The sequence below is a fragment of the Komagataeibacter diospyri genome (assembly GCF_006538165.1).
In the GTDB taxonomy this organism is placed as follows: domain Bacteria; phylum Pseudomonadota; class Alphaproteobacteria; order Acetobacterales; family Acetobacteraceae; genus Komagataeibacter; species Komagataeibacter diospyri.
The window spans coordinates 38,758-65,065 of sequence record NZ_BDLU01000013.1; the positions used below are offsets into that span (position 1 = coordinate 38,758).

Genomic DNA, 26,308 nt, shown 5'->3' on the forward strand with positions numbered 1-26,308 from the left:
TATTTTTTTGAATTGTCTCTCAGTTTTCTATTTAATATCAGGTATATCCACGGCTGACGAGACATTCCTGAACCGCGCGTTCAGCTGCATCTATTGCGGTATTGGTAAAGGCTGCGGCAGTGGAATCCGCGTTGGCAATAGCGATCCGCCCATAAGGCTGCCTTCCGATAATATGGGGGCGCAGGGCTGCTGGCATATACGGATCTCCCAGCGTGTCGTAAGTATAGGCATAGCCGTGGGGCCAACGGTTTACGGTCAGTCCGACAATATCCTGTTCATGGTTGAAACCAAGAGGGCCGAACATGCGCTGAAGCTGGTCGCGGGTCTTGGCCTCGATTTCAGGGAAAGTCATGGCCAGCATTTCCTGGCGTCCCAGCCTGTTCTGTTCCTTGCGCGGGTGGCCCGGGGCATTTGCATTACGCAGCAGATGGACCATCGTCGGATGATCTGGGGAAGGATTGGTCGTATATCCGCCAATATCCACCGGCTCATCCACCAGAAGACGGGTATGGTAGGAACAGGGCGCATAGATGGACTGGGTGCCGCAACGGCGCAGGGCCTGTCCATTGCGCAGCAGGACACTGCTGTATTGCATTGGAACCTTGGATGGGTATTTCAATGCATCCTTTTGTGCTTCAGGTAAGGATGGTACAATAAACGGAATGATATTGTTGAAGCATGCCATGATGACATTGTCAGCCATGACTGCGTGGCGTGTATCGGATGTACCATCCGGTTTCTGGTATACTACCCTTACCGGTTTGTTATCATTCGGTCTGGTCGGATCACCTGTATGTTCCACGCGCACGACCATGCTGTTCAGGCGGATACGGACCGGACCCGGCAGATCCAGCCGGGAATAATTCCCCTGTGCCATGACAACGCTGGCTGCTGTTTGCGGGGTGCCAAAAAATGACGGGACCAATCGGCCAACCAGCAGTCGGGCAACAGTGGCATTACCATCAGGGAAGTGGAAAATAGCTGATTCATGCGGTGAGTCATGCGTGACCTCCATCCCGTTGAAACCGGGCGCATCCGCTTTCATCGCATCATAGGCGGGGCAGGTATCCACACGCATATTGTTACGAAAGGCCTTGCCTGCAAAGAAACGGATGGCCCCGTCCGACATGTTGGCATAACGACGCAGGAATGTTTCGTAACTGATCGTGCGCAGCAGGGCCTGGCGGGCATCTGGCGTCAGGTCAGGCAGGTAATTGATGGTTTGCGTATGCAGTCGCAGAAGGTCGGCCCGGGTTTCATTATCCAGCGGTGAGTCGTGGAAAAACCTGTCCCAGTTTTTCTCATGATAACCGGGAACCAGTTGATCCTTGCCGAAATTTTCCCGATCATAAAAAACAGCCGGTTCCAGTCCTTTCAGGCGGCTGGTTTTCAGGTAACTGGAATAGGTGTCCGGACGAATTCCAAGGTCCATCAGCAGGGATGTTGCAGTATAGCTGTAAGGGAAGGGGGTTTCGATACTCATCGTCCCGCCGTAGCCCAGATATGTCTGGCCCTTGTACTGTAATGCGTTCCGTTTGGCATGGCCGCCAAAATCGTCATGGTTGTCCAGAAGCAGAATCCGTGCATCCGGCCCCATCGCGCGCTGGTAGAACAATGCCGCCGATAGTCCGGATATACCGGCCCCCACGACAACCAGATCATAATGTTCGCCTGTGTCGGTTGCCGTAACCTGCCCGGCGAACAATCCGTCGCGTGCCGCGTGGGCAACTTCGAAAGAGCCGGGATACTGCCCCCGCAGGCCAGTCCGTAGCGGTGGGCAGGATGCTGCTGTCCCGTTATTCGGGGAAACCGGGGCAGGCGGGGCTGCGTGTGCAGCGGATGGCATGGCGTTCGCCATGATTGGCAGGATCACGCCCTGTATCACGTTACGACGTGTTATCCGGGGCGTGTCGGCTGGAGATTTGTCGCTCATTCCGGGTCCATGGGTGTGGGTTGCGTCTTATGCGCATAACACGTTCCGTTACCGGAACAAACCGGAATTGCACCAGTCATGTTGAGGGTTTTCCGGTCGGAACGTTCCGTTTTCAAATCAGAACGAAAAGGCATGGTCATGATCGTAAATTAAGATTATTTTGCGAAATTATTTCGTTATTGTTTCAAAGGGGCCTGTTCCGGATGTCAAGGAAAACAACGGTTTCCACGCCTGCGGTTACGCGTCGTGATTTTATCAATGGTGTGCTGGTCAGTACCGCGATCGGCACGATGGAAGGGCGGGCACGGGCAGCAGGGGCGGCAGCCATTGCCCCGCCGGCACGAACCGGCATGCGTGGCAGCCACCCCGGAGCGTTCGAGGCAGCACACGCCCTGCGTGACGGAACCGTTCCGGCCCATAAGATCCGAAAGACGGATGAGGTCTATGACCTTGTCGTCGTGGGTGGGGGACTGAGTGGTCTTTCCGCGGCCCATTTCTTTCGTAAATATGCGGGAGCGGACAAAAAGGTCCTGATCATCGACAATCATGATGATTTCGGTGGTCATGCCAAGCGGAACGAATTCAATGTTGATGGCGCCCGGATGGTGCTCAATGGTGGCACGCTGGAAGTCGAATCCCCCGAACGCTACAACCAGTGGGCACGGATGATACTGGATGACATCGGTGTCGACCTTGATCGTTACCTGAAGGAGAATGCGCCCAACGAGTCCCTCTATTCCCGCCATGGGATGGGACCGGGCCTGTTTTTCGATCAGGAAACATGGCATGCCGATACCCTGGTGCGCAGCGCCGTGGGCACGGAAAACTGTCTCAATGCCCATGCCCTGCAACATGCCCCGCTCAGCAACAGGGCGCGCGCAGACCTCATGCGCCTGCTTTCGCCACGGCAGCCGGATTACCTGCATGGCCGCTCGGTTGCGGAAAAGAAGAAATTTCTCGCCAGTATTTCATACCCGGATTACCTCACGAACTGGGCAAAGGTGGACCCGTCCATTCTGTGGTTTTTCCGCAAGGCGGGCAGTGGCGTTTTCTGTGTCGGGTCGGATGCGCTGCCCGCGCTGTTCGCCTGGACAATGGGTCTGCCTGGATTTTCGGGGCTGGGGCTGGGTGACGTGCCGGAGGGGCTTCTGGCCGACCTGCCCGGTGGCCAGCATGGGCGGCAGAAGGAAAGCGGGCATAGCGTTCACTTCCCCGATGGCAATGCAACCCTTGCCCGCCTGCTGGTTGCCTCCCTCATTCCTGCGGCGACAAAGGGGCGTACGCAGGAAGACATGGCGACGGCCACGTTCGATTATGGCGCGCTGGACCGCGCGGGGTCTGCCGTGCGGATACGGCTGGGCAGCATGGTGATGAATGTTGCCCATGACGGCGCCCCGGATCAGGCTCGGCACGTATCGGTCCTGTATGCCCCGGCGGGGGAGGCTTCCCCCACGCAGTACCATCAGGTACAGGCCCGGCAGGTAGTCATGGCGTGCTGGAACATGTTCATTCCCTATCTGGTGCCAACACTGCCTGATACCCAGAAGAAGGCGCTGGCTTATGGCGTCAAGGGGCCGATTGTTTATGTGAATGTGGCATTGCGTAACTGGCGGGCATTTGAAAAACTGGGCGTAAGTGAAATCCGTTGTCCGGGAATGTATTTTGATGAGGTCTCGCTTGCAGAACCCACGGCCCTTGGCGGTCTTGCCCTGCCATCCGATCCTGACCGTCCCGTCGTCATCCGCATGATCAAGACGTTCAGCGTGCCGGGCCTGCCAAAGCGGGAGCAGTACCGCGCCGCGCGTGGTATGCTGCTGGGCATTTCATTCGAGACGTTTGAACACGAAATCCGTAACCAGCTGCAGCGCGTGCTGGGTGCAGGTGGCTTTGACGCCACCCGTGATATTGCCGCCATAACCGTCAACCGCTGGCCGCATGGTTATGCCTATACCTATAACAGCCTGTATGATCCCGCTGAATGGGTGTTTACCGAGACGGATACCCGCCCCTGCGTGGTGGGCAGGCAGCTATTTGGACGCATTGCAATAGCCAATTCGGATGCATCAGCCAGCCCCCATACCGACGCCGCTTTTCTGGAAGCGCATCGTGCCGTAACCGAACTGCTGGATGCAGGCCAGTATCCGTTTGTGCCGACAGTTTCCGGCAATACGGCTGATACACATAGTAATGAAGGAAAAATATAAGTCATGACAGGTGATAACGCGATTTCCGCACACGCTCATCAGATGTATTGTAACGGGCAGTGGGTTACGCCGGATGGACAGGAGCAGATGGATGTCATCAATCCTGCGACCGAGAAGCCCTGCGCCCGGATCACGCTGGGCGATGCCCGGGATACGGAACGTGCGATCAAGGCGGCCCGCGCGGCTTTCCCCGCATGGTCCATGACGGATCGCGCCACCCGCCTGTCGGCGCTGGAACGGATTGTAGAGATATACAAAAGACGCATGAAGGACATGGCCCGCGCCATTTCGCTGGAAATGGGCAGTCCCCTGACCCGTGCCTATGACAGCCAAGCCTGGGCTGGAATGGCGCATCTGGAAGAAATGGTTAAGGTACTGCGCGATTTTCCGTTTGAGGAAAGGCGCGACGATATGCTGATTGTCCATGAAGCAGTAGGCGTCACCGGCCTGATTACCCCTTGGAACTGGCCAATGAACCAGATCGCCTGCAAGGTCGCACCAGCACTTGCGGCGGGCTGCACCATTATCCTCAAACCCAGCGAAGTTGCCCCCCTCAGCGCCCTGCTTTTTACCGAAATACTGGATGAAGCCGGTCTGCCACCGGGTGTGTACAACATGCTGAACGGCACAGGCCCGGAAGTGGGGGAGGCAATGGCCTGTTCTCCGCTGGTCGATATGGTGTCGATTACCGGATCCACCCGCGCCGGTGCGGCGGTTGCGCGTCTGGCAGCGGATACGGTCAAGCGCGTCCATCAGGAACTGGGTGGAAAATCCCCCAATATCATCCTGCCTGATGCCAATCTGGAACAGGCAGTGGCGCAGGGTGTGCGTAAATGCTTCAGCAATTCGGGGCAGTCCTGCGATGCGCCAACCCGCATGCTTGTCCCCGCCGCCCGGATGAAGGAAGCGCTAGACATTGCCCGTCGTACGGCTGCCACCATTCGCGTGGGGGACCCGATGGACCCGGAAATCGATCTTGGCCCGGTTGTCAGCCATCTCCAGTTCGATCGTATCCAGACGCTGATCCATAAAGGGATGGATGAAGGGGCCACACTGGTATGTGGCGGCCCAGGCCGTCCCGAGGGTCTGACATGCGGATATTACGTGCGTCCGACCATATTCGGGCATGTAACGTCTGAGATGGCCATTGCTCAGGAAGAAGTCTTTGGGCCGGTTCTTGTCATAATGGCTTATGATAATGAAGAACACGCCATTCAGATCGCCAATGACACGCCCTATGGTCTTGCAGCATATATCCAGTCAGGCGACCTGTCACATGCGCGGCATGTAGCCCGTTTCCTGCGGGCCGGTAATGTGAATATCAATGGCGCCCCCTGGACTGTTGCAGCACCATTTGGCGGATATGGACAATCCGGCAACGGACGGGAATGCAGCGTATATGGACTGCGTGATTTTATGGAAATCAAGGCAATCCTTGGATATTGGACGGCATCCTGACCTACCGGGCAGAGGCGAATTGAGCCGATACCGGCATGGGATGTTTGTGTGGGACTGCTTCTGCAGTCCCATGCATGCACTGATTGTCATAGGGCTTATGTTCACATTTCAGCAGTCTGCAAGCTGAAGTGCGGCTACCTCTGGATGGATGGCAATGCTATCCGCCCGAGTGCCAGATGACGCCATCTGGTCAATCTATATTACTTGTATATATGAAAATTTACATTTGTTCGTGGACGATACTCCCGTATATTTCGACTTGATCAAGGTGGAGAAAATTACGTTCCATTAGTATTATACGAATATATCGTGCAAAAAAAGATGTGGATATGTGTAGAGGGGTCGTGATCAAACTACCAACTGGAATATTGTCCATTTTTTCAAATGCAACATGAAAATCTTTTCCATTGTCTGAATATAATATCCTGATATTTTTGCATCTTTCTGATGTTGCGTCGATTATATTATAAATAACGATGTCGTTTATAAAATATTTATCAATAAGATCTATCTGCCACCATGGGTTGTTTTCCAGATCGGTATGAAATTTTACGGTTCCGTTGACATTTCCATTGACTGCATTGCCCGCGTCTGTTCGGGGATCATTCCCTATGGACCAGTCGCTTACGCTGCTTTGGTTACAGGGCCTGTTTGAAGAAATAATGTTGCCATTCACGATAGGGGGCACGGTAATTTCGGAAGATTTTCTTATTAAATTATCCCAGTATGCACACAGCGATACGTCTTCTTCCTCATTGAACTCATGCATCGAACGTTCAAGGGCATTTTTCTTGCTTGCTTCTGTTTCATCCCAGATGACCTGCCCTGAAAATGCGCCCCCCGTTCCACGATTTATCCTGTGTTTCAGATATTCACGGGATTTGATCATATAATGATGGACGGTTGCTGTTTTCTGGATTGCATGTATTTCTTTTGGTGATAGTGTATTTGGGTCAAAATTGGTGCGATGCAGGACATCGACAACTCTGATTTCCTTATAACTATGTCCGGCAGGGTTGTGCCAGAAGCCAAAACCTGCTGGAGAAAATATTTTATCATCAAGAAGATATTCGGTTTTGCAGATATATTTTGTGAACTGGTTTATTTGACGTGCTCTTTTTTTATAATTTTCCAGAACGGATCCTGATGGGCTTTTTTCATATCCATTATGCCCAAAAACAATCCAGTAAAATACAATGCAGTCTGCTTCTGGATAATGATGCACCAGATCAGAAATGTTTTTAAATGCCGGGATATCCAGAAATTCGTCAACATCCAGGAAACTCACCCATTCTGTTTCCTGATGATAGTTGGACAGGAAATGCAGATACATCTGCTGTTGCAGGCCCTGCCCCTTGAAATGTATAAAAGTTACGAATTTATTGTTTCCGACTACAAATGGAAGAATTTCCCTATAGAGTTCGTCCGGATTATCATCATTGCAGTACAGGTAAACATGATCGTACCCTATTGATTTATAATAGGTTAACCATTCTAGGATATATGATTTCTCCCATCTGGCACAGACAGCAACAGAGAAATTGTATTTTACCATATCAGTATCTTACCAAAAATTACATGATTGCATATATAATTAATAATTTTTATCTGTCGTCGTCATGGCATTGTGCAGTTCCCATATTCGTGCCGATGGCAGGTATGGGAGACCCCGTCTCCCTTTCTCAGGCGGGAAAATACAATCTTAATCTTTATTTTTAGTAAGAATTTTCTGAAAATCATATGAAGCGGGCAGGCATGCAACGGAAGATCAGGCGGTGCGGTCATGATATGTCGGGCCTACCGAAAGAAAGATCTGTTTTTTATCCGGTTATGGCATGAACTGATCTGGTTCAGCAGTCTGTATTCACTTTTTGTATTTTAGCCGGGCATTTTCCAGAAAGACAAAAACACGTGGATTGTCCGCATGCGCCACGTTGAACCGGAACCATTGCGATGGCTGTTCGTCCGGGCGGAACAGGTGACCGGGCGCAAGCATGATGTCACAGGAACGCGCGTGTTCGGCCAGGGCGCGCACATCCATGTCCTCCCGAAAACGTGCCCATGCGAACATGCCGCCTGCGGGATGGAAATAAAGCTGCATTCCCACCCGTTCCAGGCGGGTGCAGACCTGTGCCTGTGCCCGTGTCAGGCTTTCACGCAGATGTGCCAGACGGGGATGGTACAGTCCGCTGCTTACAATTTTATGGACAATTTCTTCGTTCAGGGAGGCCGTGGTCAGGTTGCTGGCCATTTTCTGGCGCAGGATACGCTGTGCGGTGTCCTGGTCACATGCGACATAGCCCACGCGCAGTCCCGGCCCGATGGTCTTGGAAAAGCTGCCGATATGGATAACGGTTTTAAGGCTGCCCAGTTGTGAGAGCGTCTGCTGGCCATTGGGGGCAAGGTCAAGGAATATGTCATCTTCAATCACTGTCACGTTGTTCTGTTGGGTAATGCGCAGGACGTCGCGCATGTTTTGCGCCGTGCTGCATGTGCCGGTGGGGTTATGCAGGATGGATGTGGTGATGAACAGGCGCGGCTGGTAGCGGCGTACGACGCGTTCAAGCTGTTCGGTGCAGGGGCCATCACGCAGGCGTGGAATACTGGCGATCTGTAATCCCAGCGCCTGTAGCGCTGGATAGAGATTACAGTAACCCGGATCTTCCACCACAATCACATCACCCCGGGTTGAAAGGCAGCGTACCGCCAGTTCCAGCGCCTGGCTTGCCCCATGCGTCAGGATGATGCTGCTTTCCTCACACCCGATATCCCGACGCGCCAGCATCTGCCGGATGTTGTGCCGCAGCCCGGCATGGCCATAGGGGTTGCCGTATTCCAGCATGCCTGCCAGTTTTTGTGCGGACAGTCCCGTCAGTGCACGCTGGGCCGCTGATGTAAACAGCATGTCAGAGGGAAGCCAGCCACATCCTGCCTTGATGACCGGGGCTTCGTCCTCATACGCATGCTGGAGCAGCCACATCGAATCAATCGACCGCTGCAACAGCGGCGTCTCGGGTGCTGGCCCTGTTACGAAATATCCCCGTGTGCCCCGGCTTTCCAGCAGACCCGCAGATGCCAGACGCAGGTAGGTATTGGCAACCGTAATGGTGCTGACACCGCACTGTCGCGCCATGCGCCGGATCGAGGGCAGGCGTTCCCCCCGGCGCAGCACGCCATTACGGATACGTTCTTCAATATCCTGCCCGATCTGGCCGACTAGGGACATATGGCTGCGCCGGTCCGGATTGGGAAAAGGGGATGGGGAAGTCATGGAGGATGTGTTTCCAATCAGTACAGTATCACGACGTGCGCGCTGATTGTACATATACAGGATGTCGGTTGGGTATTACGTTTATGGAATGAATCGTCTCCGCACCAGGGATTGGGGACGCATTTCGGTAACAGGATTGTAACATGGCTCAGGATTCAGAAAAAGCGGACCTTCTCCGGAATGAGCGTGAAGGGGTTTATTGGCAACCTTTTACCGCCAACCGTCTGTTGCGCGCCAATATGGAACCCCGCACGCTGGTCAGCGCCAAGGGGGCATATTACACCACCAGCGAAGGCAACAGGGTATTTGATACCCTGTCGGGCCTGTGGTGCACTCCGCTGGGACATGCCCATCCGCGTATTGTCGAAGCGGTGCGCAAGCAGGCTGAAACGCTGGATTTTGCGCCCTGCTTCCAGCTGACCCATCCCGGCGCCATTTCGCTGGCTGAACGGATTGCCGATCTTGCGCCGCAGGGCATGAATCATGTCTTTTTCGCCAATTCCGGATCAGAAGCCGTGGATACGGCGCTAAAGGTCGCGCTGGGCTACCACCGGATCAAGGGGGCGGGTAACCGTTTCCGTATGATCGGCCGTGAACGTGGGTATCACGGTGTGGGCTTTGGCGGCATGTCGGTGGGGGGCATCGTGTCCAACCGTAAGATGTTCGCTGCTGGCATGATGCCGGGTGTCGATCACCTGCGCCATACCTATGAACCCCAGCACATGGCCTTTACACGCGGGCAGCCGACATGGGGTACCCATCGGGCAGAAGATCTGGTCCGGCTGGTGACCCTGCATGATGCGTCCACCATCGCGGCGGTCATTGTTGAGCCGGTACAGGGATCAACAGGGGTGATCGTGCCGCCGGTCGGCTACCTGCAGCGTCTGCGTGAAATCTGCACGGCCAATGGCATCCTGCTGATTTTTGATGAAGTCATTACCGGTTTCGGCCGCATGGGCGAAAATTTCGGTGCCCAGCGTTTTGGCGTGACGCCGGATATCATCACCTTCGCCAAGGCGGTGACCAACGGCATCGTGCCGATGGGTGGCGTGATCGTCACGGACGAAATCTATAACACTTTCATGACCGGCCCGGAAAATGCCATCGAATTCTGTCATGGCTACACCTATTCCGGTCATCCCATGGCGGCAGCTGTCGGGCATGTGGTGCTGGATGTCATGCGCGAGGAAGGTCTGGTTGCCCGCGTGCGTGAACTTGAACCCGTGCTGGAGGATGCCATCCACAGCCTGAAAGATCTGGATGTCATTGCCGATATTCGTAATATCGGGCTGACGGCGGGCATTGACTTCAAACCGGTGGAAGGCAAGCCCGGTGCGCGTGGACTGGCGCTGTTTGAAGCCGGTCTGCGTAATGGACTGCTGCTGCGCTGCACCGGTGATACGGTGTCGTTCGGACCGCCGTTCATCTCTACCGCGCAGGAGCTGCGCGATATGGTTTCGACACTCCGTAAGCTCATTACCCAAGTGGGTTGAGTAACAGGTTTCAGATAGAAAAAGGAAATACCATGCCTTTATTGCATTTTCACGTTGTGAAGGGCCAGCGGAATCCGGCCGAACTGCGCGGCCTGCTGGACGCGGCTCATGATGCCATGCTGGAATCTTTCAAGGTTCCGGTGCGTGATCGCTACCAGCTGGTATCCGAACATGAGCCGACCCATATGGTGATCGAGGATACGGGACTGGATATTCCCCGCACCCCCAAAGTTGTGCTGTTGCAGGTCGTTTCCCGCCCGCGTGGCAAGGAGCAGATTGCCGCGTTCTACAAGCTGCTGGCGGAAACGCTGCAGGCCCGTTGTGGTCTGGCGCCATCCGACCTGATGGTTTCCGTGATCGAAAATCAGGATGAACACTGGAGCTTCGGTCTGGGCCGGGCGCAGTTCCTGACTGGTGAACTGCCGCTGCCAGGCGCACCTGCCTGACATGGTACAGCCGGGTTTCAGGAAGCCCGGCTGTTTTCTTTGATATCCTGTCTGACAATCAGTATGGATATTATTAGATTCATATATAATTTTTATTATTTATTTTAAAATTTAAAGTAAAAAATAAACATAATAAAAATAAATGGTTTATCGAAGTGTAAATTAGTATTTTCTGTTCTGAATTTACTAATTGATGGTTAATGAAATACAAAATATATCGTAATATATTTACTATAATGTAACATATCCTTTGGTGGAAGTGGGGCTGTATTGGGTAGGTCAATTGCCTCCAGAAATTAATAATTTTTTTTATGGGGGTGTGTTGCCTGTTTAACACAGGGCGCGCTTGGTAGTGCATATCATGCGGACGGGAATTCCGCATGCATACCGCAGGGTGTTTCTGTATCTTCTACTTGGTGCAATGCGACTGAATTTATATAATATAATATTGATTTTAAAAGTATTTTGATTCCCATTCCGTTTTTTGACTGAACTGATGTGTTCTGCATGGCCATGATGATCATATGGCCACTATCGGGTGTGTCGTTATGGTCACACATATCGCTACACTTTCGAAATTGTAATGGGAAAGAAAGATTGTTCCTATGCAGCGTTGTTTGTTCCGAATAGAAAATGGGTATTGATCGAAACCTAAATTCGGGATGCGTGGGAGAGTTGAGCGGATGTGGATGCTGAGACCAAGGTACATATCTTTACTCCTGACCTCATCAGCGCTGATTTTCGGCGGTGACCATTATGCACGGGCGCAGTCCGTGCCATCTTCTTCCGATACGGGCTCTTCCACGGTAACACCGGCGCATCACCCGATCCGGGGATCCATGCGCGGGGCGAAGCAGGTCCACGTCATTACCAACAGCAATGCACGCGTGACCGCAGGTAAGCCGGAAGTCCTGACGGTCAGCCATACCCGTCGCGCCATTTCGCATAACAGTGAAAACGTGATCGGGAAAAAGGAACTGGCACAGCAGGTGCCGGGCCAGAACGTGCTGAAGGCCGTTGGGCAGCTGCCCGGCGTCAGCTACAGTTCCACTGATCCGCTGGGTATCGATACATGGGGCGCCAGCGTTTACATGCGCGGTTTCTTCATGAACCAGCTGGGCGTGACGCTTGATGGCGTGCCGCTGAATGATCAGACCTATACCACGACCAACGGTCTGAATATTGCGAATGCGTGGATATCCGATGATATCAGCCGGGTTAGCGTTTCGCAGGGGGCGGGGGCTGTTGACCTGCCATCCAATACCAATCTTGGCGGGACGATGCAGTTCTTTACTGCAGACCCCAAGGAAAAGGCCGGTGCCACCGTTTCGCAGGGCTTTGGTAGCTATGCGATGAAGCGCACCTATGTCCGGGTGGATAGCGGTAAGCTGAACAAGACCGGAACCCGTTTCTACGTGGCTTATTCGCGTGATTTCGAAAAGAAATATGACGCGGACAGCCCTGATTTCATGCAGCAGGTGAATGCGAAGCTTGTCCAGCCGATTGGCGAGGAAAGCAAGATGACCGCATTCTTTAACTGGAACAATGCCGAAGTCTACGGGTATCTGGATAAATCTTTGGGATCGTTGCAGAAGTACGGCTGGCGGCAGGAACTGCTGTATCCCAACTATGCACAGGCCTACAGCTATGCCGAGGGGAACTATCCTTCGGGCTGGAATTCACTGACAAGCGGTAACTATACCCAGCTTTATGATGCCGGACAGTCCACGCAGGATTATATCGGTGGCATCAATTTCGACCTGAAGCTGGCCAAGAACCTGCGTTGGAAGACGACGCTTTATGCGCATCGTGACCTTTCCAACGCCACATACAGCGCGCCGGGCACGTATTCGCCGGGAACGGGCGCGCCCCTGTCCGAACAGGTGTGGATGAATCGCGAAATGCGCGAGGGCTTCAATACCTATTTCGAATACAAGATCGGCAATCATACCATCAATACGGGTGCATGGTATGAAAACAATTCCAGCTCTGCATTGACTGATTACTTCAATGAGCCTGCGCTGGGGCATGGTGCGCCGCTGAGCACGACAGGTCCCTACACCACCTATGGTCAGGCGTTCGCAACAGGTTGGGCGTACAAGTGGAGCACCAACACGTTCCAGTATCATGTCATGGATACGTGGCGCATCCTGCCCAACTTCACCGCGACCTATGGTTTCAAGTCCATGCTGCAGACCACGGCGGGCGGGGATTATGCGTATGATCCGACCGGGAATTATTCCGGCCTGACCAATCCGGGTCCCACGGGTTCGATGACATCCGCCGCGGCATTCCTGCCTGCGGTAAACCTGGACTGGCGTTTCCTGCCGGGGCATGAACTGTATTTCGATTTTGCAGAAAACATGCGTCCCTACAGTGCGTCCCCCTATGCCAGCGCGAATGAACCGGGGCCGTGGATGGTCCAGACGCAGTCGCAGTTCAACCAGCTGAAGAAGACGCTGACCCCGGAACGCGATTTTACCTATGTGCTTGGTTATCGTTATTCGTCACGTCTGCTGACGGCCGGGATTGATGGCTACCACTCTGATAACTACAATCGCCTGATTTCCGCCGCGAGTGGTATCGGTGGCAGTGACCAGTCGGCTTCCTTCATCAATTCCAAGCATGCCAGCCAGTGGGGCATGGATGCGGTGCTGACGATCACCCCTGTCAAGGGACTGGCGATCACCAACTCGGTCAGCTACAACCACTTTGCCTATGCGGCCAATGTGCCGATCTGCCTGACGTCTGCCACAACAGGTTGCCATAACCTGCGCGGCAAGAAAATGGATGGCTATCCGTCGGTCATGTATAAGGCGAACCTGTCCTATACCTGGCACAAGGCTTCTGCTTACCTGGATGTCAACTACTATTCCAAACGCCAGTATTCGCTGCTGAACGATACCCATGTGCCTGCTTACTGGCTGGCAAATCTGGGGGCGAGCTATCATTTTGGCAAGGTTGGCTTCCTGCATAACGTGACCGCCAGCTTCACGGTCTACAACCTGTTCAACGCCAAGTACATCTCCATGATGGGCGAAAACGGTTTCCCGGCCAGTGGGGATATGCAGTCCATCGAACGTGGTGCGGTACGTGAATACTTTGGTACGATCAAGGCTGAATACTGATATTTGACCTGACAAGCTACAGCGGGGCCGGGGAATGGAAGAATGCGGAATGTGTCGGTCTTTCCCGGCTGCCTGTTCGCTGTCGTGAAAGGATAGCTAGGGCGATGACGTGTTTTTCCAGACCCAGGTACCTGCTGCTGGCCAGCGTTATTGGAATGGGAATATCGGTGGGAGGTGTAGCGAAAGCCATCCCTCCCGTTCTTCAGCCGGAACAGAGTGACGTGGCCAGCCTTCCCCCAATGGGTGACCATTCGGTTCTGGTGGCCACCGGGGAACAGTCCTTCAGCCTGTATGACGGGGACAGGGGACGGATACTGGGCACGCTTCCTGCCGATATGGTCGATAATATCGCCATATCCCCGGATCGTAAGGATATTTACGTCGCCGTAACCATGTGGAGCCGGGGAGACCATGGCACGCGGGAAGATTTCCTGCGGGACTATGATGCACATACCCTTGACCTGACACATGAAATCGAACTGCCGCCACGCGGGCTGGCGGTATTCAAGCAGCAGAATCTGGAACTCAGTCAGGATGGCCATTGGGCATTCATATTCGACATGAGTCCCGCGACCGGCGTTACCGTGGTCGACCTGCATGAACACAAGGCCGCCCGTACGGTTGACATCCCCGGCTGCGCGCTGGTTTTTCCGTGGGCGCATGATGGTTTTTCAACCGTCTGCGGTGACGGATCCCTGACCAATGTGGCGCTGGCGGGCAGTAGCGTGAACGTTACCCACAGCAAACCATTTTTCGATGCCAACCGTGATCCCGTATTTGAGCAGAGCCAGGTCGATCGCAAGACCGGCAAGGCTCTGTTTGTAAGCTATACCGGGCAGGTTTATCCCGTAACGCTGGGGGCCACGCCAGTCATGGGCAAAAGCTGGTCGTTACAGGCCGCAGCAGGTCAGCCCGCAGCCGGGACGGGACAGCAGGAACAGGCATGGCGCCCCGGTGGTGACCAGCCTTTTGCCTGGCATGAAGCGGACAATAAACTGTATGTCCTGATGCATGTGGGGGGATACTGGACCCACAAGCAGGAGGGGACCGAAGTCTGGGTCTATGATGTCACGACCCCGCACCTGTTGCAGCGTATCGACCTGCCTTCGCCGGCCAAGGGCATTACCGTCAGTCCCGATACAGCCAATCCGCAGATATATGCCATGCTAGCGTCCAGGAAGATGGCCATCCTGTCTGCCACGACCGGTCAGGTTGAAAAGACGGTGGAGGCAAAAAGCAGTGGCATTTCCATCGTGCCACAGCCGTGACCCGAGGGCTGCCTTCTTTATTTGAATGTTCCAAAGCGACTAGACAGTTCAAGGGATCTATCGGATGAAACCATCATTTCTGGAGCAGATAGGGGAACAGTTGACCCGCAGGCTGGCTTCATCGTCTTCGCGTCGTGGTGTGCTGGGACGGGTGGGAACGGCTATGGTCGCCGGTGGTGTTTTTCCGCTTCTGCCGGTGCAGCGCGCCAGGGCCGCGGCAGGAAATGCGGTACCCAGGTCCGCGGATGTCACGACATTGTCCGATTTTGAACGTCGCGCCCAGTCATCCGATCCTACAAAGTGTAATTACTGGCGGCATTGCGCCATTGATGGCGTGCTGTGCGGGTGCTGTGGCGGTGGTATCCATACCTGTCCGCCAGGTACGCAGCCTTCGCCGGTATCATGGATCGGTACCTGTCGTAATCCGGATGACGGGCGTTCCTATGTCATTGCCTATCGTGACTGCTGTGGGCGCACCACGTGTACCACGTCATCGGATTGCGAATGCAATACGGCAGATCGTGAAATGCCGATTTATCGACCGCAGACCAGTAATGACATCATCTGGTGTTTCGGGACCACCTCTGCCGCGTATCATTGCTCTACTGCCGCCATCGTCGGGCAGGCGGAATAAGATAGAAAACGGTTATGCAGATGCGTGGGGAACAGCCTGGTCCGTGGCTTTTGTCTGTTGGGAAGCTTGTTGTTACCCTCTTGATATTCACTGCCGCGCTTCTGCCGGGCGCACGTGCCGATGCCGGTGGGGAGCATTCGCCAGGTGGTGACGGGCCTGTCCTGTCACAGGTCAGGGCGCATTACCTGGTCGGTTGTGGTGGCTGTCACGGTATAGCGGGGGTCTCGGCTTCTGATGTGGTGCCTGACCTGAAGGAACAGGCTGGGTATTTCCTGTGTTCGCCCAAAGGGCGCGAATACATGATCCATCTACCCAATGTTGCGTTTTCCCCACTGTCTTCAGCTGATCTTGCCGATCTCATGAACTATGTGGCGTTCGGTCTGGGGGGGCATAGCGTGCCTGCAGGCGCACGCCCCTATACGGCGGCCGAGGTGGCACGGTTGCGAGAGGCACCATTCCGTAACTACAGCCTGCAATCCTACCGGCTGGATGTGGTGCGTGATGTCATCCATGCCTGCCCGCAGGCTGCAACGGTTATCCATGCCTATGACCTTGCGCTTGATAAGCGTGAAATAGACAATAAATAAAATCTGGCCGCGAAAAGACAAAACAATCGGATACAGCCCCCGCATTCTGCCTGCGTGTGGTGCATGGGCGTGGATTGTTGGGGGATGGAGCATGTATTGTAATTCATGATCCCTGCGCCACAAGGAATGCGGGGTGTCAGGGCAGGAAAAACATATGAGCCGGATCTCACTCCAGAACAGGGACGCCGAAGCTTTATCACAGGCTGCGCGGCTTAAGGATCGGCATGTGTCAATGATTTCCATTGGCGGTGTGATCGGGGCCAGCCTGTTTGTCGGATCATCAACTGCCATTGCAACGGCAGGTGCGGGCGCACTGTTTTCCTATTTCCTGTGTGGCATTATGGTCATGTTCATTACCCGCATGCTGGGGGAAATGACGGTTGCCGCGCCCGGGACGGGATCGTTTGTTGGTCAGATACGGCGAGGCCTTGGTCCGCGCGTGGCGTTTGTTGCCGGGTGGTTGTACTGGATCATGTGGGCCACTGTCCTGGGGTTTGAGGCCATTGCAGCCGCGACCTTTCTCGCCCCCTATGTGCCTTTGCCCTATCTGGCGATTGAACTGCTTACAGTTGTTATCATGACGGTGGTCAACCTGTTTTCCGTGCGCGGGTATGGAGAATTCGAATACTGGTTTTCCGCCCTCAAGATCATCACCATCATTGTTTTCATCCTGCTTGCCCTGTCGGGTCTGTTCGGGTTCTGGTCGCATACGAAAGTGGCGTCCGGGCTGTTTTCTGCTGCCGGTATCGTGCCGCACGGCACCTTCGCGCTTTTTGCGGTGATACCGGGTATCATGATGTCCATGGCCGGGGCGGAAATAACCAGTATCGCAGCATGTGATACGACGGACCCGGCAGGTAATGTCGCCCGTTCCACACGGACCGTGGCGCTGCGGATCATGATTTTCTATCTGATGTCCATCGGGTTGATCCTGCTGCTGCTTCCGCTGTCGCGCGTGGTGCCGGGTTCTTCACCTTTTCTGGCCACGCTGGATTATATCGGCATTCCGTTTGCGCGCACCCTGATGACGGCAGTCATGCTGATCGCCACACTATCCGCACTGAATTCCGGGATCTATATTACTTCGCGGGTTCTGTGCGACCTGGCGGAAAATCATGATGCTCCGCGCATGTTCCTGCAGCGGGACGGGCAGGGCACGCCTGCGCGCGCCATCCTGTGCGGCAGTGCGGTTGCTGTTATTATCGCGATAATCGGCATGATGGCGCCTGGGCGGGTATTCAGCTTTCTGGTCAGTGCAAGTGGTACCTTCATCCTGTTTGACTATGTGCTGATCGTGCTGGCCCATATCCGCCTGCGGCGCGTCTGTCTGCGTAATGGTGAGACGATGGCACTGCCCATGTGGGGGTTTCCATTTCTGTCCTATGGCATGCTGGCCTGTCTGTTTGGTGCACTTGTCACGATGTTTTTTGCAACGGAACATACACGTCAGGAAATTGTGCTGAGTACGATCAGTCTGGGCCTGATCCTCATTGTGGAATATCTGTCTTTGGGATATCGGACCCGTCGTCGGACGGCACAATGTCAGGCCGAACGGAATGATGCAGCCCGCACAACGCCGCGTGGAGATCCCGCCCGGTTGTCATGATGCCCTGATGCCTGCCTGCCCGGATTATGCTGGAGTACCCATTTCCCATGGTTTCATCTTCCATCAAAACCCTTCCTTCCAGCCTGTATGCGGCCATTACGCCGCCCGGCCCGGATGCGTCTGCCCTGACATCGACGCAGATGACCGATACCGTGATTATTGGTGGCGGTATTACAGGTCTTTCGGCTGCCCTGCACCTTGCACAGGATGGGCATAAAGCCATGGTGCTGGAGGCAAACGCCATTGGCTGGGGCGCATCGGGGCGGAATGGGGGGCAGGTCAATCCCGGTCTCAAATATACCCCAGCCGAGGTGGAGCGTGACATGGGCGTGCGCGGCCGTGCTCTGGTCGAGGCCGCATGGAATGCCCCTGACCTGGTTTTTGACCTGATTGAACGGCATGGCATCGTGTGTGATGCGGCGCGTGGTGGCACGATCCGGGCGGTGACAGCATCGGGCCAACTGGCGCATGAACAGGGCCTGTTCAACGAATGTCGTGAACGTGGCGGTCCTGTCACATGGTTGGATCAGGCCGATATTGCACGGCATACCGGGACGGACCGTTATTGTGGCGGGTTTATTGACGCACGCGGGGGCCAGCTTAATCCGCTGGCCTATACCCGGGGACTGGCCAGGGCAGCAATTGATGCCGGTGCGGTCGTGCATGCGAACAGCCCGGTTCTCTCCCTACGGCGGGACCGGGGAAAATGGCAGGTCAGGACACCGGCGGGCAACGTGCATGCGCGGCAGGTCGTATTTGCCACCAATGGCTATACTGGTCGGTTGTGGAACCGGCTGCGTCGTACTCTGGTCCCGGCCTATAGCGCGATTGTTGCAACCGACCCGCTGCCTGACGCCGTGCGTGCGCGTATTCTTGCGCAGCGCGAAGTGGTGTACGAGATGGGTGAACTGGTCACCTATTATCGTATTGATGGCACAGGGCGGTTGCTGATTGGCGGGCGTTCCGCCTCACTGGATCTGTCCGGCCCTGAAACATTTCCGTTCCTGCAGCGGCATGCGAAACGGCTATGGCCATTTCTGGGTGATGTGACATGGCGGTACGGGTGGAATGGACAGATCGCGATTACGCTGGACCATTATCCTCACTGGCATGAACCAATGGAAGGCATCATGGCATGTGTCGGCTATAATGGCCGGGGGGTTGCCATGGCGACCCTGATGGGACGTGAGATCGCACGGCGGGCAGATGGGGCCAGTCCGGCGGACCTGCTGCTGCCCACGTCACCAGTGCGGCCCATTCCCGCCCATTTTGGCTGGCGTATCGGGGTTGCCGCCGCTGTGATACGCGGTCGGATCATGGATAGTCTGTCGCGATAATATGATGGTCTGTCCCCGGGGACCGGGCGGGTCATCGGGGACAGGTCCGTGAAAGCCTGCGAAAACCATCATGATGGCGTTTTTCGAACATGTAGCCGAATATGCGGGCCGTGCGATAGTAATGGTTTCGGTGAAATACTTCTTTCTGGCGATAAAAACAGGGCACGGTGACTGTATTCCATTGGGAATATACCTGCCGATTGAACTCGTTACAGAACCGCGATACAATTAAACGCGAAATGAATGGGCCGCGGCAGGCAGGCCATATCCAGTCAGAACAGGAATATCATGCTGACATTGCAGATTAATGGCAAAAGCGTTGAGGTGGATGTCGATCCCGATACTCCTTTGCTATGGGTGCTGCGTGACGTGCTGGGCATGACCGGGACCAAATACGGCTGCGGTATCGCGGAATGCGGCGTATGCACCGTGCATGTTGATGGCAGTCCCGTACGGTCATGTTCCCTGCCGGTCGGACTGATCGGATCGCAGAAGGTCATCACCACAATCGAGGGGCTGCAGGCGGATCCCGTTGCCGCCGCCGTGCGCAAGGCCTGGCTGGATATTGACGTGGTGCAGTGCGGCTACTGTCAGCCCGGGCAGATCATGGCTGCGATTGCCTTGCTGAAAAAAATCCCCAACCCCACCGATGAACAGATCGAGGCAGACATGTCGGGCAACCTGTGCCGGTGCGGAACCTATATGCGTATCCGTGCCGCAATCCGTAATGTTGCCGCAGCTCAGGGGGTGAACCCATGACGCCGAAACGCGTTTTTCCCCCGGCGATCCGGCGCAGGCATGTTCTGGGTGGGGCAGGGGCCTTCGTGCTGGCGGCCATCCTGCCGGCCGGGCGCAGCCGTGGTGCTGGTATGCTGGTGGAAGATGCGACCGCCAGTTTCGCCCCCAATGCCTATATCCGTATCGGTAGTGACAATGTCATTACGATGATCCTGCCCAATATCGAGATGGGGCAGGGGATCTATACATCCTCTGTCATGCTGATGGCCGAGGAACTGGGTATCGATCCCCAGTCGGTCCGGATCGAGGCGGCGCCGCCGGGTGGCGGCGCAGAAATCACCGGCGGGTCCACCTCCTCCATGACCGAATGGATGCCACTGCGGCAGGCGGGGGCAACGGCGCGTACCATGTTGCAGCAGGCCGCCGCCGCACGCTGGTCCTGTGCCCCGGATGCATGTGTGGCGCTGGATGGCTATATAACCGGCCCCGCCGGGCAGCGCCTGTCCTATGGTGAACTTGCGGCAGATGCCGCGAAGCTTCCGGTGCCAAAAAACGTTGCCCTGAAAACACCAGCCCAGTTCCGCCTGATCGGCCGTCCGATGCACCGGCTGGACAGTCAGGTGAAGGTGGATGGACAGGCCACGTTCGGGATCGATGTGCAGGTGCCTGGCCAGAAAGTCGGCGCGGTTGCCGCCTGTCCCGTGATCGGGGGGCATGTCGGTCATGTGGATACACAGGCAGCGCTGAAGATACGCGGTGTCGTCGCCGTATTGCAGATTGATGATGCGGTCTGCGTCGTGGCCGATCATTACTGGGCTGCGCGCAAGGGGCTGGCGGCGCTGGATGTACAATGGGTCGAAGGACCAAATGCCGCAGTCGATACGCAGGCGATCTATCGCCAGCTGGAAGGTGGCCTGTCCGGCCCAGCCATCCTCGCGGACCATCACGGTGATGCACGGCAGGCCATAACCCATGCGCATGGGCGGTACAGCGCGATCTATCGCCAGCCCCTGCTGGCCCATGCCACGATGGAGCCGATAAACTGCACCATCCACGTCCGCCCCGATGGCTGTGACATATGGACCGGCACCCAGGTGGCTGAACGCGCGCGTGACACCACGGCAGAAGTCACCGGCCTGCCCAAAGATAAAATCAAGCTGCACAGCCAGTATATCGGCGGCGGTTTCGGGCGCAGGCTGGAACATGAATATGTGACACAGGCCGCCCGTTTCGGGCGTCAGGTTTCCTATCCGCTCAAGATCATCTGGAGCCGGGAGGAAGACATTACCCGCGACCGTTTCCGCCCCGCCTATCTGGATCATCTGGAAGCCGGGCTGGACGAACGTGGCTATATTACCGGCCTGACGCATCGCATTGTCGGCCCCGCCGTGGTGGCGCGGTGGGAGCCTTCGGGCCTGAGTGCGAACGGGTATGATGATGACCTGTCGGTTGGCACCGTCATCACGCCCTACACCTATCCTGCCTATCGCCTTGAATTCGCCCGTCGTGAACCTCCCGGCGTGATTACCGCATGGTGGCGCGGGGTGGGCGGTACGCGTGGGCTGTTCGTGGTTGAAGGGTTCATTGATGAACTGGCGCGGCGCGCGGACATCGACCCCGTGGCCTATCGCCGCGAAATGGTGCGCAATAACCCGCGCGCCCTTGCGGTGCTGGAGCGTGCCGCCCGTGAATCCGGCTGGGGCACGCCGCTACCGCCGAATTGCGGGCGCGGGGTTGCGTTGCAGTTTGCCTTCGGGTCGTATCTGGCCACGGTTGTGGAGGTGGAAATGCCCGCCCTGCACGATGTCCGCATCCGGCGTGTGACCTGTGCCGTGGATTGCGGGCAGGTCATCAATCCCGACCAGATTATTGCACAGATCGAAGGCGGCCTGATCTTTGGCTTCAGTGCCGCATTGTATAACGAGATTACCTTGGAAAAAGGGCGTGTGCAGCAGGACAATTTCCACACATGGCGCGTCATGCGCATGAACGAAGCCCCGAAGCGGATTGATGTCCATCTGATCGAAAGCACGGAATCCCCCGGTGGGATAGGGGAGACAGGCACAGCCGCCGCCGCCCCCGCGCTGGCCAATGCCATGGCGGCGGTGCAGAAACGACGTTACCGTATCCTGCCGCTACTTTCCGCCCTTAACCAGCCTTCTGGCCATGAGAAGGAGCAGCAGGGATGACCATGACTGAACGTGGCCTTGGCCGTATTACCGGCATGCTGTTCACGCTGCTGGCCAGCACGGGTATCCATCCGGCACATGCTGCTGGCGCATCTGATGGACAGTACCTGACCCGTGCTGCCGACTGCGAAGTCTGTCATACCCGCCCCGGTGGCGCGCCATTCGCGGGGGGGCGCGCGTTTGCCATTCCCGGCATGGGGGTAATCTATTCCCCCAACATCACAGCGGATCGTCAGGCCGGGATCGGCACATGGACGGATGACCAGTTTGTCAAGGCGGTCCGTGACGGGGTTTCACCAGGGTGGAAGCATCTGTACCCCGCCATGCCGTACCGTGATTACGCTTATATGACACCGGACGAGGTCAAGGCGATCCGAGCCTATCTGGCGACACTGCCAACCAGTTCCGCGCGCCCGCCGGCAAACACCCTGAAATTCCCGTTTTCGATCCGTGCGGCCATGATTTTCTGGAATCTGGTCAATGGGCCGACATCTTCCCATCCTGATGACCCCGGCCATACCCCGTCGTGGAACCGCGGCCGGTATCTGGTGGAAGGGCCGGGACACTGCGCGGAATGCCATTCGCCACGCACGATCACCATGGGTGTATCCGCCTCCAATGCCTATGCCGGGGCCGATGTGGGGGGATGGCGGGCATATAACATCACGTCATCAAAAACCGACGGGATTGGCGCATGGAGCGCGGATGATCTGGCTACCTATCTGTCCACCGGGCATGCGGATGGCCACGGCAGTGCATCGGGTGACATGGGGGATGTTGTCAGTCATAGCCTGCGTTACCTGACCCGTCAGGATATCGATGCCATGGTTGAATACCTGCGTGGTATCCCCGCACGGTCATCGACCGATGGCGCACCGCTGGTTGTCGACCAGCCGACTGCCGCCCACGACCCGGCAGACAGCCATGGTGCCATGCTGTACGCAGGGGCATGCGTCGGGTGTCACCTGCCTGATGGTAGTGGGCGACAGAACCCGGTGGCCTCCATTGCCGGGGCGCGCACGACGCTGGGGGCTGCGAACGGGCAGAACCTGCTCCAGGTCCTGACGCATGGCAGCGTATTGCAGACGGCGACCGGCACCGCCAGCATGCCCGCGTTCCATGGGGGATATTCCGATCAGGATGTGGCAGATATCGCCAATTTCGTCATGCATCATTTCGCGCGGTCTTCCACAAAGGTGACTGCGGTAGACGTGGCGAAGGCAAAGGCCGGATCTACACCGGAATAGGGTAGCATGTTCCCATGCTGCCCCGGCCTGCAGGCCGGGGCAGCAGCTGAAACAAAAAAGGATACGGCCATCCGGATGGACCGTATCCTTTTTTATGTCAGGGCCTGCCTTGCGTGATGGGAAAAATCACGTCGGTTTACGGGCCTGACAGGCTGCAACTGCATTTTGCAGGATATGGGCGCGTCGTTCCATGAAATCCGTGACGGACATGGGCGACTGCCGCCATTCATGAATTTCGGCGGTGGTATAGGGTTTTGTCGAAGACGGCGTGCTTTTGCCACCCAGCTGGAACAGGACGAAGTTCATGACATCGGCCAGTTCCTGGTCATCGCGTATCAGCGACATGGAAACCCCGGGCACCTGTACCAGGTATTTGCGCCCTTCTTCGCTGCATGCAAAGGTGCCGACGGCGTCACGTAGCATGGGCACAAAGGTTGGGCCGGAGATGCCTTCGATACCATGACACCCCCCGCAATGGGTCAGGTAGGCGGTCTGGGTCCGGTCAAGTGTTGGGACAGGCGCAGGGTTTGCCCGTGCCGGCGCGCCTCCTGACAGAAACAGTGACGCGGCCATGAAGACCGCGCCAAAGCCTTTCTCAAGGCAGTTTTTTCTTGTCATTAAGCGCATTGCGTTCCTGAAGCACGGCGGTCGGCGGCATGGTGGCATCACGGGCTGCGTGGATTTCATCAGCACTGAAGGATGGTGCCGAAGCATTGCCCCCAAGGTGGGAAACATAGGTCAGAATGGCAGCCAGCTGCTCATCTGTCATGGCGCGGAACGACGGCATGTACCCCATATAGGTAGCGCCCCCCGCCTGGATGCTGCCCGTCATGCCGTTCAGCACGAGGTGCGAAAGATAGGTCTTGCCTTCGGGGGAGGCCGCGATCACGTCCAGACGCCCCTTCAGCGGCGGGAACTGCCCCGGGACACCAGTGGCGCCCGCCTGATGGCACAGGCCGCAATTGGCCCCGTAAAGCTGCTGTCCGTCTTCCGCCGCATGCGCGCCATGGATGCCCGCGACGAGACCGCAGGCAACAGCAAGGAGGGAGAGGGTTTTCTTGATCATGTCGTGCTTCCGATAATTGCGGCGGTTGAGCAGTTGTACATTTCCGATGTTCCCGTCCCGAAACACCAGATAATGTCGTTGTTGGCCATGGGCCGGTAGGACGGCTGGTCACCATCCGTGTTCAGGCAGTTGACTTCATCACACGCATCCTGGCCACAGCAGTCGCGATAGGCGATCAGGTAGGAACGTCCATCCTGCGGGTTGAAGCAACTGCCGATCCATGAAGTTGGCGAAGGGGCCGTGCCGGGCGGACAGCTGTGAATGCCCCCGCCGCAGGACGTGCACAGATAACCATCAATGGCGCAGTAGCGCCAGTAATCACATGCCATGTCATCCTTGGCCTGTGCATGGGCGGCGAAAGGGCTAGGGGCCTTGACCGTCTTGCCTGCGGGCGCCGCAGCGGCGGCGGATGCACGGGTAACCGGCAGCAGGGGAAATGCCGGGACAGCCGCCATGGCGGCCCCCAGGCGGGCCAGCACACCGCGGCGCGAGGACTGTCCGGCCAGCCTGCGCACAAGATTTTCCGTCAGGCGGTCCATTATGGACCCGTTGCGTTCGTTATCAGCCCTGTCAGACGGCAGCATGGGCAATTTCCTTTGTGACGTTACCGGCATTCTTGGCTCCGGCTTCAGAAGACTGGACGGCAGCTTCAATCTGCCGGCGCGTATTGACAATATCCTTGGCCAATATGGTCGCATGGTCATCGATTATGACCAGTGTAGGCAACCGGTTGACCTGCAGCACCAGTGACAGTTCCACGCCAGTAACCAGCGTAAGCCCCGCCATGTCGGGACGGGCGGCCATTTCCTTCAGTTCGGGTTCCGCGCCATCCCCCACCAGCACCAGATCCAGTCCCTGCTCACCCGCAATCGCGCGCGCCAGCGGCACGACGCGTTTGCATACGGGGCAGTCGGGTGCCACGAATATGACCATCATCCGCTGACCCGCATCCAGTGGGCCGCCAATGACAAACGGTTCACCCGCCAGCGTGCGCATGACCAGGCGGGGCACGCTCTGGCCAACATCCAGCCCCTGATGCGCGGCTTGCGGGCCGATGGGTGCCAGACGTTCGTGCAGGATACCGATCTGGCGGGCCAGTGCGAACAGGCCCGCTGCCAGCCCGAGTGCCACAATTGCCAGGGCCACCTGCCAGATCACCAGAAGTGTCATCATGATGACAGTCCTTCCGCATTCGTGGGGGCCAGCACACGGGTCGCCCGCCACATCATGAACAGGCAGACACCGCCCACGATGCTTTCCACCCGCAGCACTGTGGCCTGCGGCAGGGCGATCCATACGGGTGCCAGCGCCGGCAGCGCACACAGCGCCGTGCGGGCGACCAGCTTCCATGAAAGGTGTTCGCCATCGCTGCCAGGCATGCACCCGCATGACAGGGCAGTGCGGCCGCGGGCGACATTTATGCCCATCGCCAGTACGAACATGGCAATCAGCGCAAGCGACAGCAGGCTACCCGGACGGGGCGCCATACCGGACAGCAGGGCGACCGCCGCCAGCGTTTCCGCCAGTGCAATCCCCCACGCCGCCACCGTGACAAGTGACGGTGGCACGAGACGGTAGGACGCGATTACCCCAAGGAAGCTGTCATGATCCGCAAGCTTGGGCAGACCCGCAAGCAGGAACATGCCCCCGACCAGTCCGCAACAGAGGCCGCATGCCCCTTGCAAAACTAGCATATCCATCCC

General features: G+C 56.6%; 21 protein-coding genes. 13 read left to right on the forward strand and 8 right to left on the reverse strand.

All coding sequences use genetic code 11. The features are described from left to right. Window positions 1–37 precede the first annotated feature (37 nt). Window positions 38–1,933, reverse strand: a complete 1,896-nt coding sequence (locus MSKU9_RS01910) for an NAD(P)-binding protein (RefSeq protein WP_227002312.1) — start codon at window positions 1,931–1,933, stop codon at window positions 38–40. Window positions 1,934–2,136: 203 nt separating this feature from the next. Here MSKU9_RS01910 and MSKU9_RS01915 point away from each other — a divergent pair, with 203 nt between their 5' ends. Both MSKU9_RS01915 and MSKU9_RS01920 read left to right on the forward strand, forming a co-directional pair. Next, window positions 2,137–4,137, forward strand: a complete 2,001-nt coding sequence (locus MSKU9_RS01915; RefSeq protein ID WP_141259665.1) for an NAD(P)/FAD-dependent oxidoreductase — start codon at window positions 2,137–2,139, stop codon at window positions 4,135–4,137. Window positions 4,138–4,140: 3 nt separating this feature from the next. Further along, entirely contained in the window at window positions 4,141–5,595 is a 1,455-nt protein-coding gene (locus MSKU9_RS01920; RefSeq protein WP_227002313.1) for an aldehyde dehydrogenase family protein, read from the forward strand. Between the two features lie 220 nt (window positions 5,596–5,815). On the opposite strand, the gene MSKU9_RS01925 is transcribed toward MSKU9_RS01920, so the two are convergent. Together MSKU9_RS01925 and MSKU9_RS01930 are read right to left on the reverse strand one after the other, a co-directional pair. Continuing rightward, window positions 5,816–7,150 carry a glycosyltransferase family 2 protein gene (locus tag MSKU9_RS01925; RefSeq protein WP_141259666.1) on the reverse strand — a complete coding sequence of 445 codons (1,335 nt, stop codon included), beginning with the start codon at window positions 7,148–7,150 and terminating at the stop codon, window positions 5,816–5,818. Window positions 7,151–7,459: 309 nt separating this feature from the next. Beyond that, on the reverse strand, window positions 7,460–8,866 hold the full coding sequence (locus MSKU9_RS01930; RefSeq protein ID WP_141259667.1) for an aminotransferase-like domain-containing protein: 1,407 nt from the start codon (window positions 8,864–8,866) through the stop codon (window positions 7,460–7,462). 143 nt (window positions 8,867–9,009) lie between these two features. On the opposite strand from MSKU9_RS01930, the gene MSKU9_RS01935 reads away from it, so the two are divergent. The 11 genes from MSKU9_RS01935 to MSKU9_RS01985 all read left to right on the forward strand — a co-directional run bounded on the left by MSKU9_RS01935 (window position 9,010) and on the right by MSKU9_RS01985 (window position 23,539). Beyond that, window positions 9,010–10,359, forward strand: a complete 1,350-nt coding sequence (locus MSKU9_RS01935; RefSeq protein WP_141259668.1) for an aspartate aminotransferase family protein — start codon at window positions 9,010–9,012, stop codon at window positions 10,357–10,359. A gap of 32 nt (window positions 10,360–10,391) precedes the next feature. After that, complete coding sequence (locus MSKU9_RS01940) at window positions 10,392–10,805, forward strand: tautomerase family protein (protein ID WP_141259669.1); 414 nt, start codon at window positions 10,392–10,394, stop codon at window positions 10,803–10,805. Between the two features lie 773 nt (window positions 10,806–11,578). After that, on the forward strand, window positions 11,579–13,933 hold the full coding sequence (locus MSKU9_RS01945) for a TonB-dependent receptor (RefSeq protein ID WP_227000699.1): 2,355 nt from the start codon (window positions 11,579–11,581) through the stop codon (window positions 13,931–13,933). A 221-nt stretch (window positions 13,934–14,154) separates the two neighbouring features. Continuing rightward, the gene (locus MSKU9_RS01950) at window positions 14,155–15,201 is read left to right on the forward strand and encodes an amine dehydrogenase large subunit (RefSeq protein ID WP_227002314.1); all 1,047 of its coding nucleotides are present in this window, start codon (window positions 14,155–14,157) and stop codon (window positions 15,199–15,201) included. Window positions 15,202–15,265: 64 nt separating this feature from the next. Beyond that, entirely contained in the window at window positions 15,266–15,835 is a 570-nt protein-coding gene (mauA, locus tag MSKU9_RS01955) for a methylamine dehydrogenase (amicyanin) small subunit (RefSeq protein WP_141259671.1), read from the forward strand. An 80-nt stretch (window positions 15,836–15,915) separates the two neighbouring features. Next, the gene (locus tag MSKU9_RS01960) at window positions 15,916–16,422 is read left to right on the forward strand and encodes a hypothetical protein (RefSeq protein WP_227002315.1); all 507 of its coding nucleotides are present in this window, start codon (window positions 15,916–15,918) and stop codon (window positions 16,420–16,422) included. Window positions 16,423–16,654: 232 nt separating this feature from the next. Continuing rightward, on the forward strand, window positions 16,655–18,028 hold the full coding sequence (locus tag MSKU9_RS01965) for an amino acid permease (RefSeq protein ID WP_264371831.1): 1,374 nt from the start codon (window positions 16,655–16,657) through the stop codon (window positions 18,026–18,028). Window positions 18,029–18,075: 47 nt separating this feature from the next. Beyond that, complete coding sequence (locus tag MSKU9_RS01970) at window positions 18,076–19,365, forward strand: NAD(P)/FAD-dependent oxidoreductase (RefSeq protein WP_227002316.1); 1,290 nt, start codon at window positions 18,076–18,078, stop codon at window positions 19,363–19,365. 288 nt (window positions 19,366–19,653) lie between these two features. Beyond that, entirely contained in the window at window positions 19,654–20,124 is a 471-nt protein-coding gene (locus tag MSKU9_RS01975) for a (2Fe-2S)-binding protein (RefSeq protein ID WP_141259675.1), read from the forward strand. Beyond that, window positions 20,121–22,292 carry a molybdopterin cofactor-binding domain-containing protein gene (locus MSKU9_RS01980; protein ID WP_141259676.1) on the forward strand — a complete coding sequence of 724 codons (2,172 nt, stop codon included), beginning with the start codon at window positions 20,121–20,123 and terminating at the stop codon, window positions 22,290–22,292. The genes MSKU9_RS01975 and MSKU9_RS01980 overlap by 4 nt, the downstream gene beginning before the upstream one ends. After that, window positions 22,289–23,539 (forward strand): c-type cytochrome, encoded by a 1,251-nt coding sequence (locus tag MSKU9_RS01985; protein ID WP_141259677.1) that lies wholly within the window; start codon window positions 22,289–22,291, stop codon window positions 23,537–23,539. The genes MSKU9_RS01980 and MSKU9_RS01985 overlap by 4 nt, the downstream gene beginning before the upstream one ends. 126 nt (window positions 23,540–23,665) lie before the next feature. Here MSKU9_RS01985 and MSKU9_RS01990 read toward each other — a convergent pair whose 3' ends face one another. From MSKU9_RS01990 to MSKU9_RS02010, 5 genes are read right to left on the reverse strand one after another with little or no spacing between them, the layout of a single operon-like run. Further along, window positions 23,666–24,157 (reverse strand): c-type cytochrome, encoded by a 492-nt coding sequence (locus MSKU9_RS01990; protein WP_141259678.1) that lies wholly within the window; start codon window positions 24,155–24,157, stop codon window positions 23,666–23,668. Beyond that, window positions 24,135–24,605, reverse strand: coding sequence for a c-type cytochrome (locus MSKU9_RS01995; RefSeq protein WP_141259679.1), 471 nt, complete (start codon window positions 24,603–24,605; stop codon window positions 24,135–24,137). The genes MSKU9_RS01990 and MSKU9_RS01995 overlap by 23 nt, the downstream gene beginning before the upstream one ends. Then, window positions 24,602–25,189 carry a methylamine dehydrogenase (amicyanin) small subunit gene (mauA, locus tag MSKU9_RS02000; RefSeq protein WP_141259680.1) on the reverse strand — a complete coding sequence of 196 codons (588 nt, stop codon included), beginning with the start codon at window positions 25,187–25,189 and terminating at the stop codon, window positions 24,602–24,604. The genes MSKU9_RS01995 and mauA (MSKU9_RS02000) overlap by 4 nt, the downstream gene beginning before the upstream one ends. Continuing rightward, window positions 25,176–25,778, reverse strand: coding sequence for a thioredoxin domain-containing protein (locus MSKU9_RS02005; RefSeq protein WP_141259681.1), 603 nt, complete (start codon window positions 25,776–25,778; stop codon window positions 25,176–25,178). Before MSKU9_RS02005 ends, mauA (MSKU9_RS02000) begins: the two co-directional genes overlap by 14 nt. Next, window positions 25,775–26,305: a MauE/DoxX family redox-associated membrane protein gene (locus MSKU9_RS02010; protein ID WP_370685906.1), complete on the reverse strand. Its 531-nt coding sequence runs from the start codon at window positions 26,303–26,305 to the stop codon at window positions 25,775–25,777. Before MSKU9_RS02010 ends, MSKU9_RS02005 begins: the two co-directional genes overlap by 4 nt. Window positions 26,306–26,308: the final 3 nt, after the last annotated feature.

Excerpts from the sequence above, each read along its gene's own strand:
- MSKU9_RS01910 (WP_227002312.1), bottom strand. The coding sequence starts at position 1,933 with ATGAGCGACAAATCTCCAGCCGACACGCCCCGGATAACACGTCGTAAC.
- MSKU9_RS01915 (WP_141259665.1), top strand. The coding sequence starts at position 2,137 with ATGTCAAGGAAAACAACGGTTTCCACGCCTGCGGTTACGCGTCGTGAT.
- MSKU9_RS01920 (WP_227002313.1), top strand. The coding sequence starts at position 4,141 with ATGACAGGTGATAACGCGATTTCCGCACACGCTCATCAGATGTATTGT.
- MSKU9_RS01925 (WP_141259666.1), bottom strand. The coding sequence starts at position 7,150 with ATGGTAAAATACAATTTCTCTGTTGCTGTCTGTGCCAGATGGGAGAAA.
- MSKU9_RS01930 (WP_141259667.1), bottom strand. The coding sequence starts at position 8,866 with ATGACTTCCCCATCCCCTTTTCCCAATCCGGACCGGCGCAGCCATATG.
- MSKU9_RS01935 (WP_141259668.1), top strand. The coding sequence starts at position 9,010 with ATGGCTCAGGATTCAGAAAAAGCGGACCTTCTCCGGAATGAGCGTGAA.
- MSKU9_RS01940 (WP_141259669.1), top strand. The coding sequence starts at position 10,392 with ATGCCTTTATTGCATTTTCACGTTGTGAAGGGCCAGCGGAATCCGGCC.
- mauA (WP_141259671.1), top strand. The coding sequence starts at position 15,266 with ATGAAACCATCATTTCTGGAGCAGATAGGGGAACAGTTGACCCGCAGG.
- MSKU9_RS01965 (WP_264371831.1), top strand. The coding sequence starts at position 16,655 with ATGATTTCCATTGGCGGTGTGATCGGGGCCAGCCTGTTTGTCGGATCA.
- MSKU9_RS01970 (WP_227002316.1), top strand. The coding sequence starts at position 18,076 with ATGGTTTCATCTTCCATCAAAACCCTTCCTTCCAGCCTGTATGCGGCC.
- MSKU9_RS01975 (WP_141259675.1), top strand. The coding sequence starts at position 19,654 with ATGCTGACATTGCAGATTAATGGCAAAAGCGTTGAGGTGGATGTCGAT.
- MSKU9_RS01980 (WP_141259676.1), top strand. The coding sequence starts at position 20,121 with ATGACGCCGAAACGCGTTTTTCCCCCGGCGATCCGGCGCAGGCATGTT.
- MSKU9_RS01985 (WP_141259677.1), top strand. The coding sequence starts at position 22,289 with ATGACCATGACTGAACGTGGCCTTGGCCGTATTACCGGCATGCTGTTC.
- MSKU9_RS01990 (WP_141259678.1), bottom strand. The coding sequence starts at position 24,157 with ATGACAAGAAAAAACTGCCTTGAGAAAGGCTTTGGCGCGGTCTTCATG.
- MSKU9_RS01995 (WP_141259679.1), bottom strand. The coding sequence starts at position 24,605 with ATGATCAAGAAAACCCTCTCCCTCCTTGCTGTTGCCTGCGGTCTCGTC.
- mauA (WP_141259680.1), bottom strand. The coding sequence starts at position 25,189 with ATGCTGCCGTCTGACAGGGCTGATAACGAACGCAACGGGTCCATAATG.
- MSKU9_RS02005 (WP_141259681.1), bottom strand. The coding sequence starts at position 25,778 with ATGATGACACTTCTGGTGATCTGGCAGGTGGCCCTGGCAATTGTGGCA.
- MSKU9_RS02010 (WP_370685906.1), bottom strand. The coding sequence starts at position 26,305 with ATGGATATGCTAGTTTTGCAAGGGGCATGCGGCCTCTGTTGCGGACTG.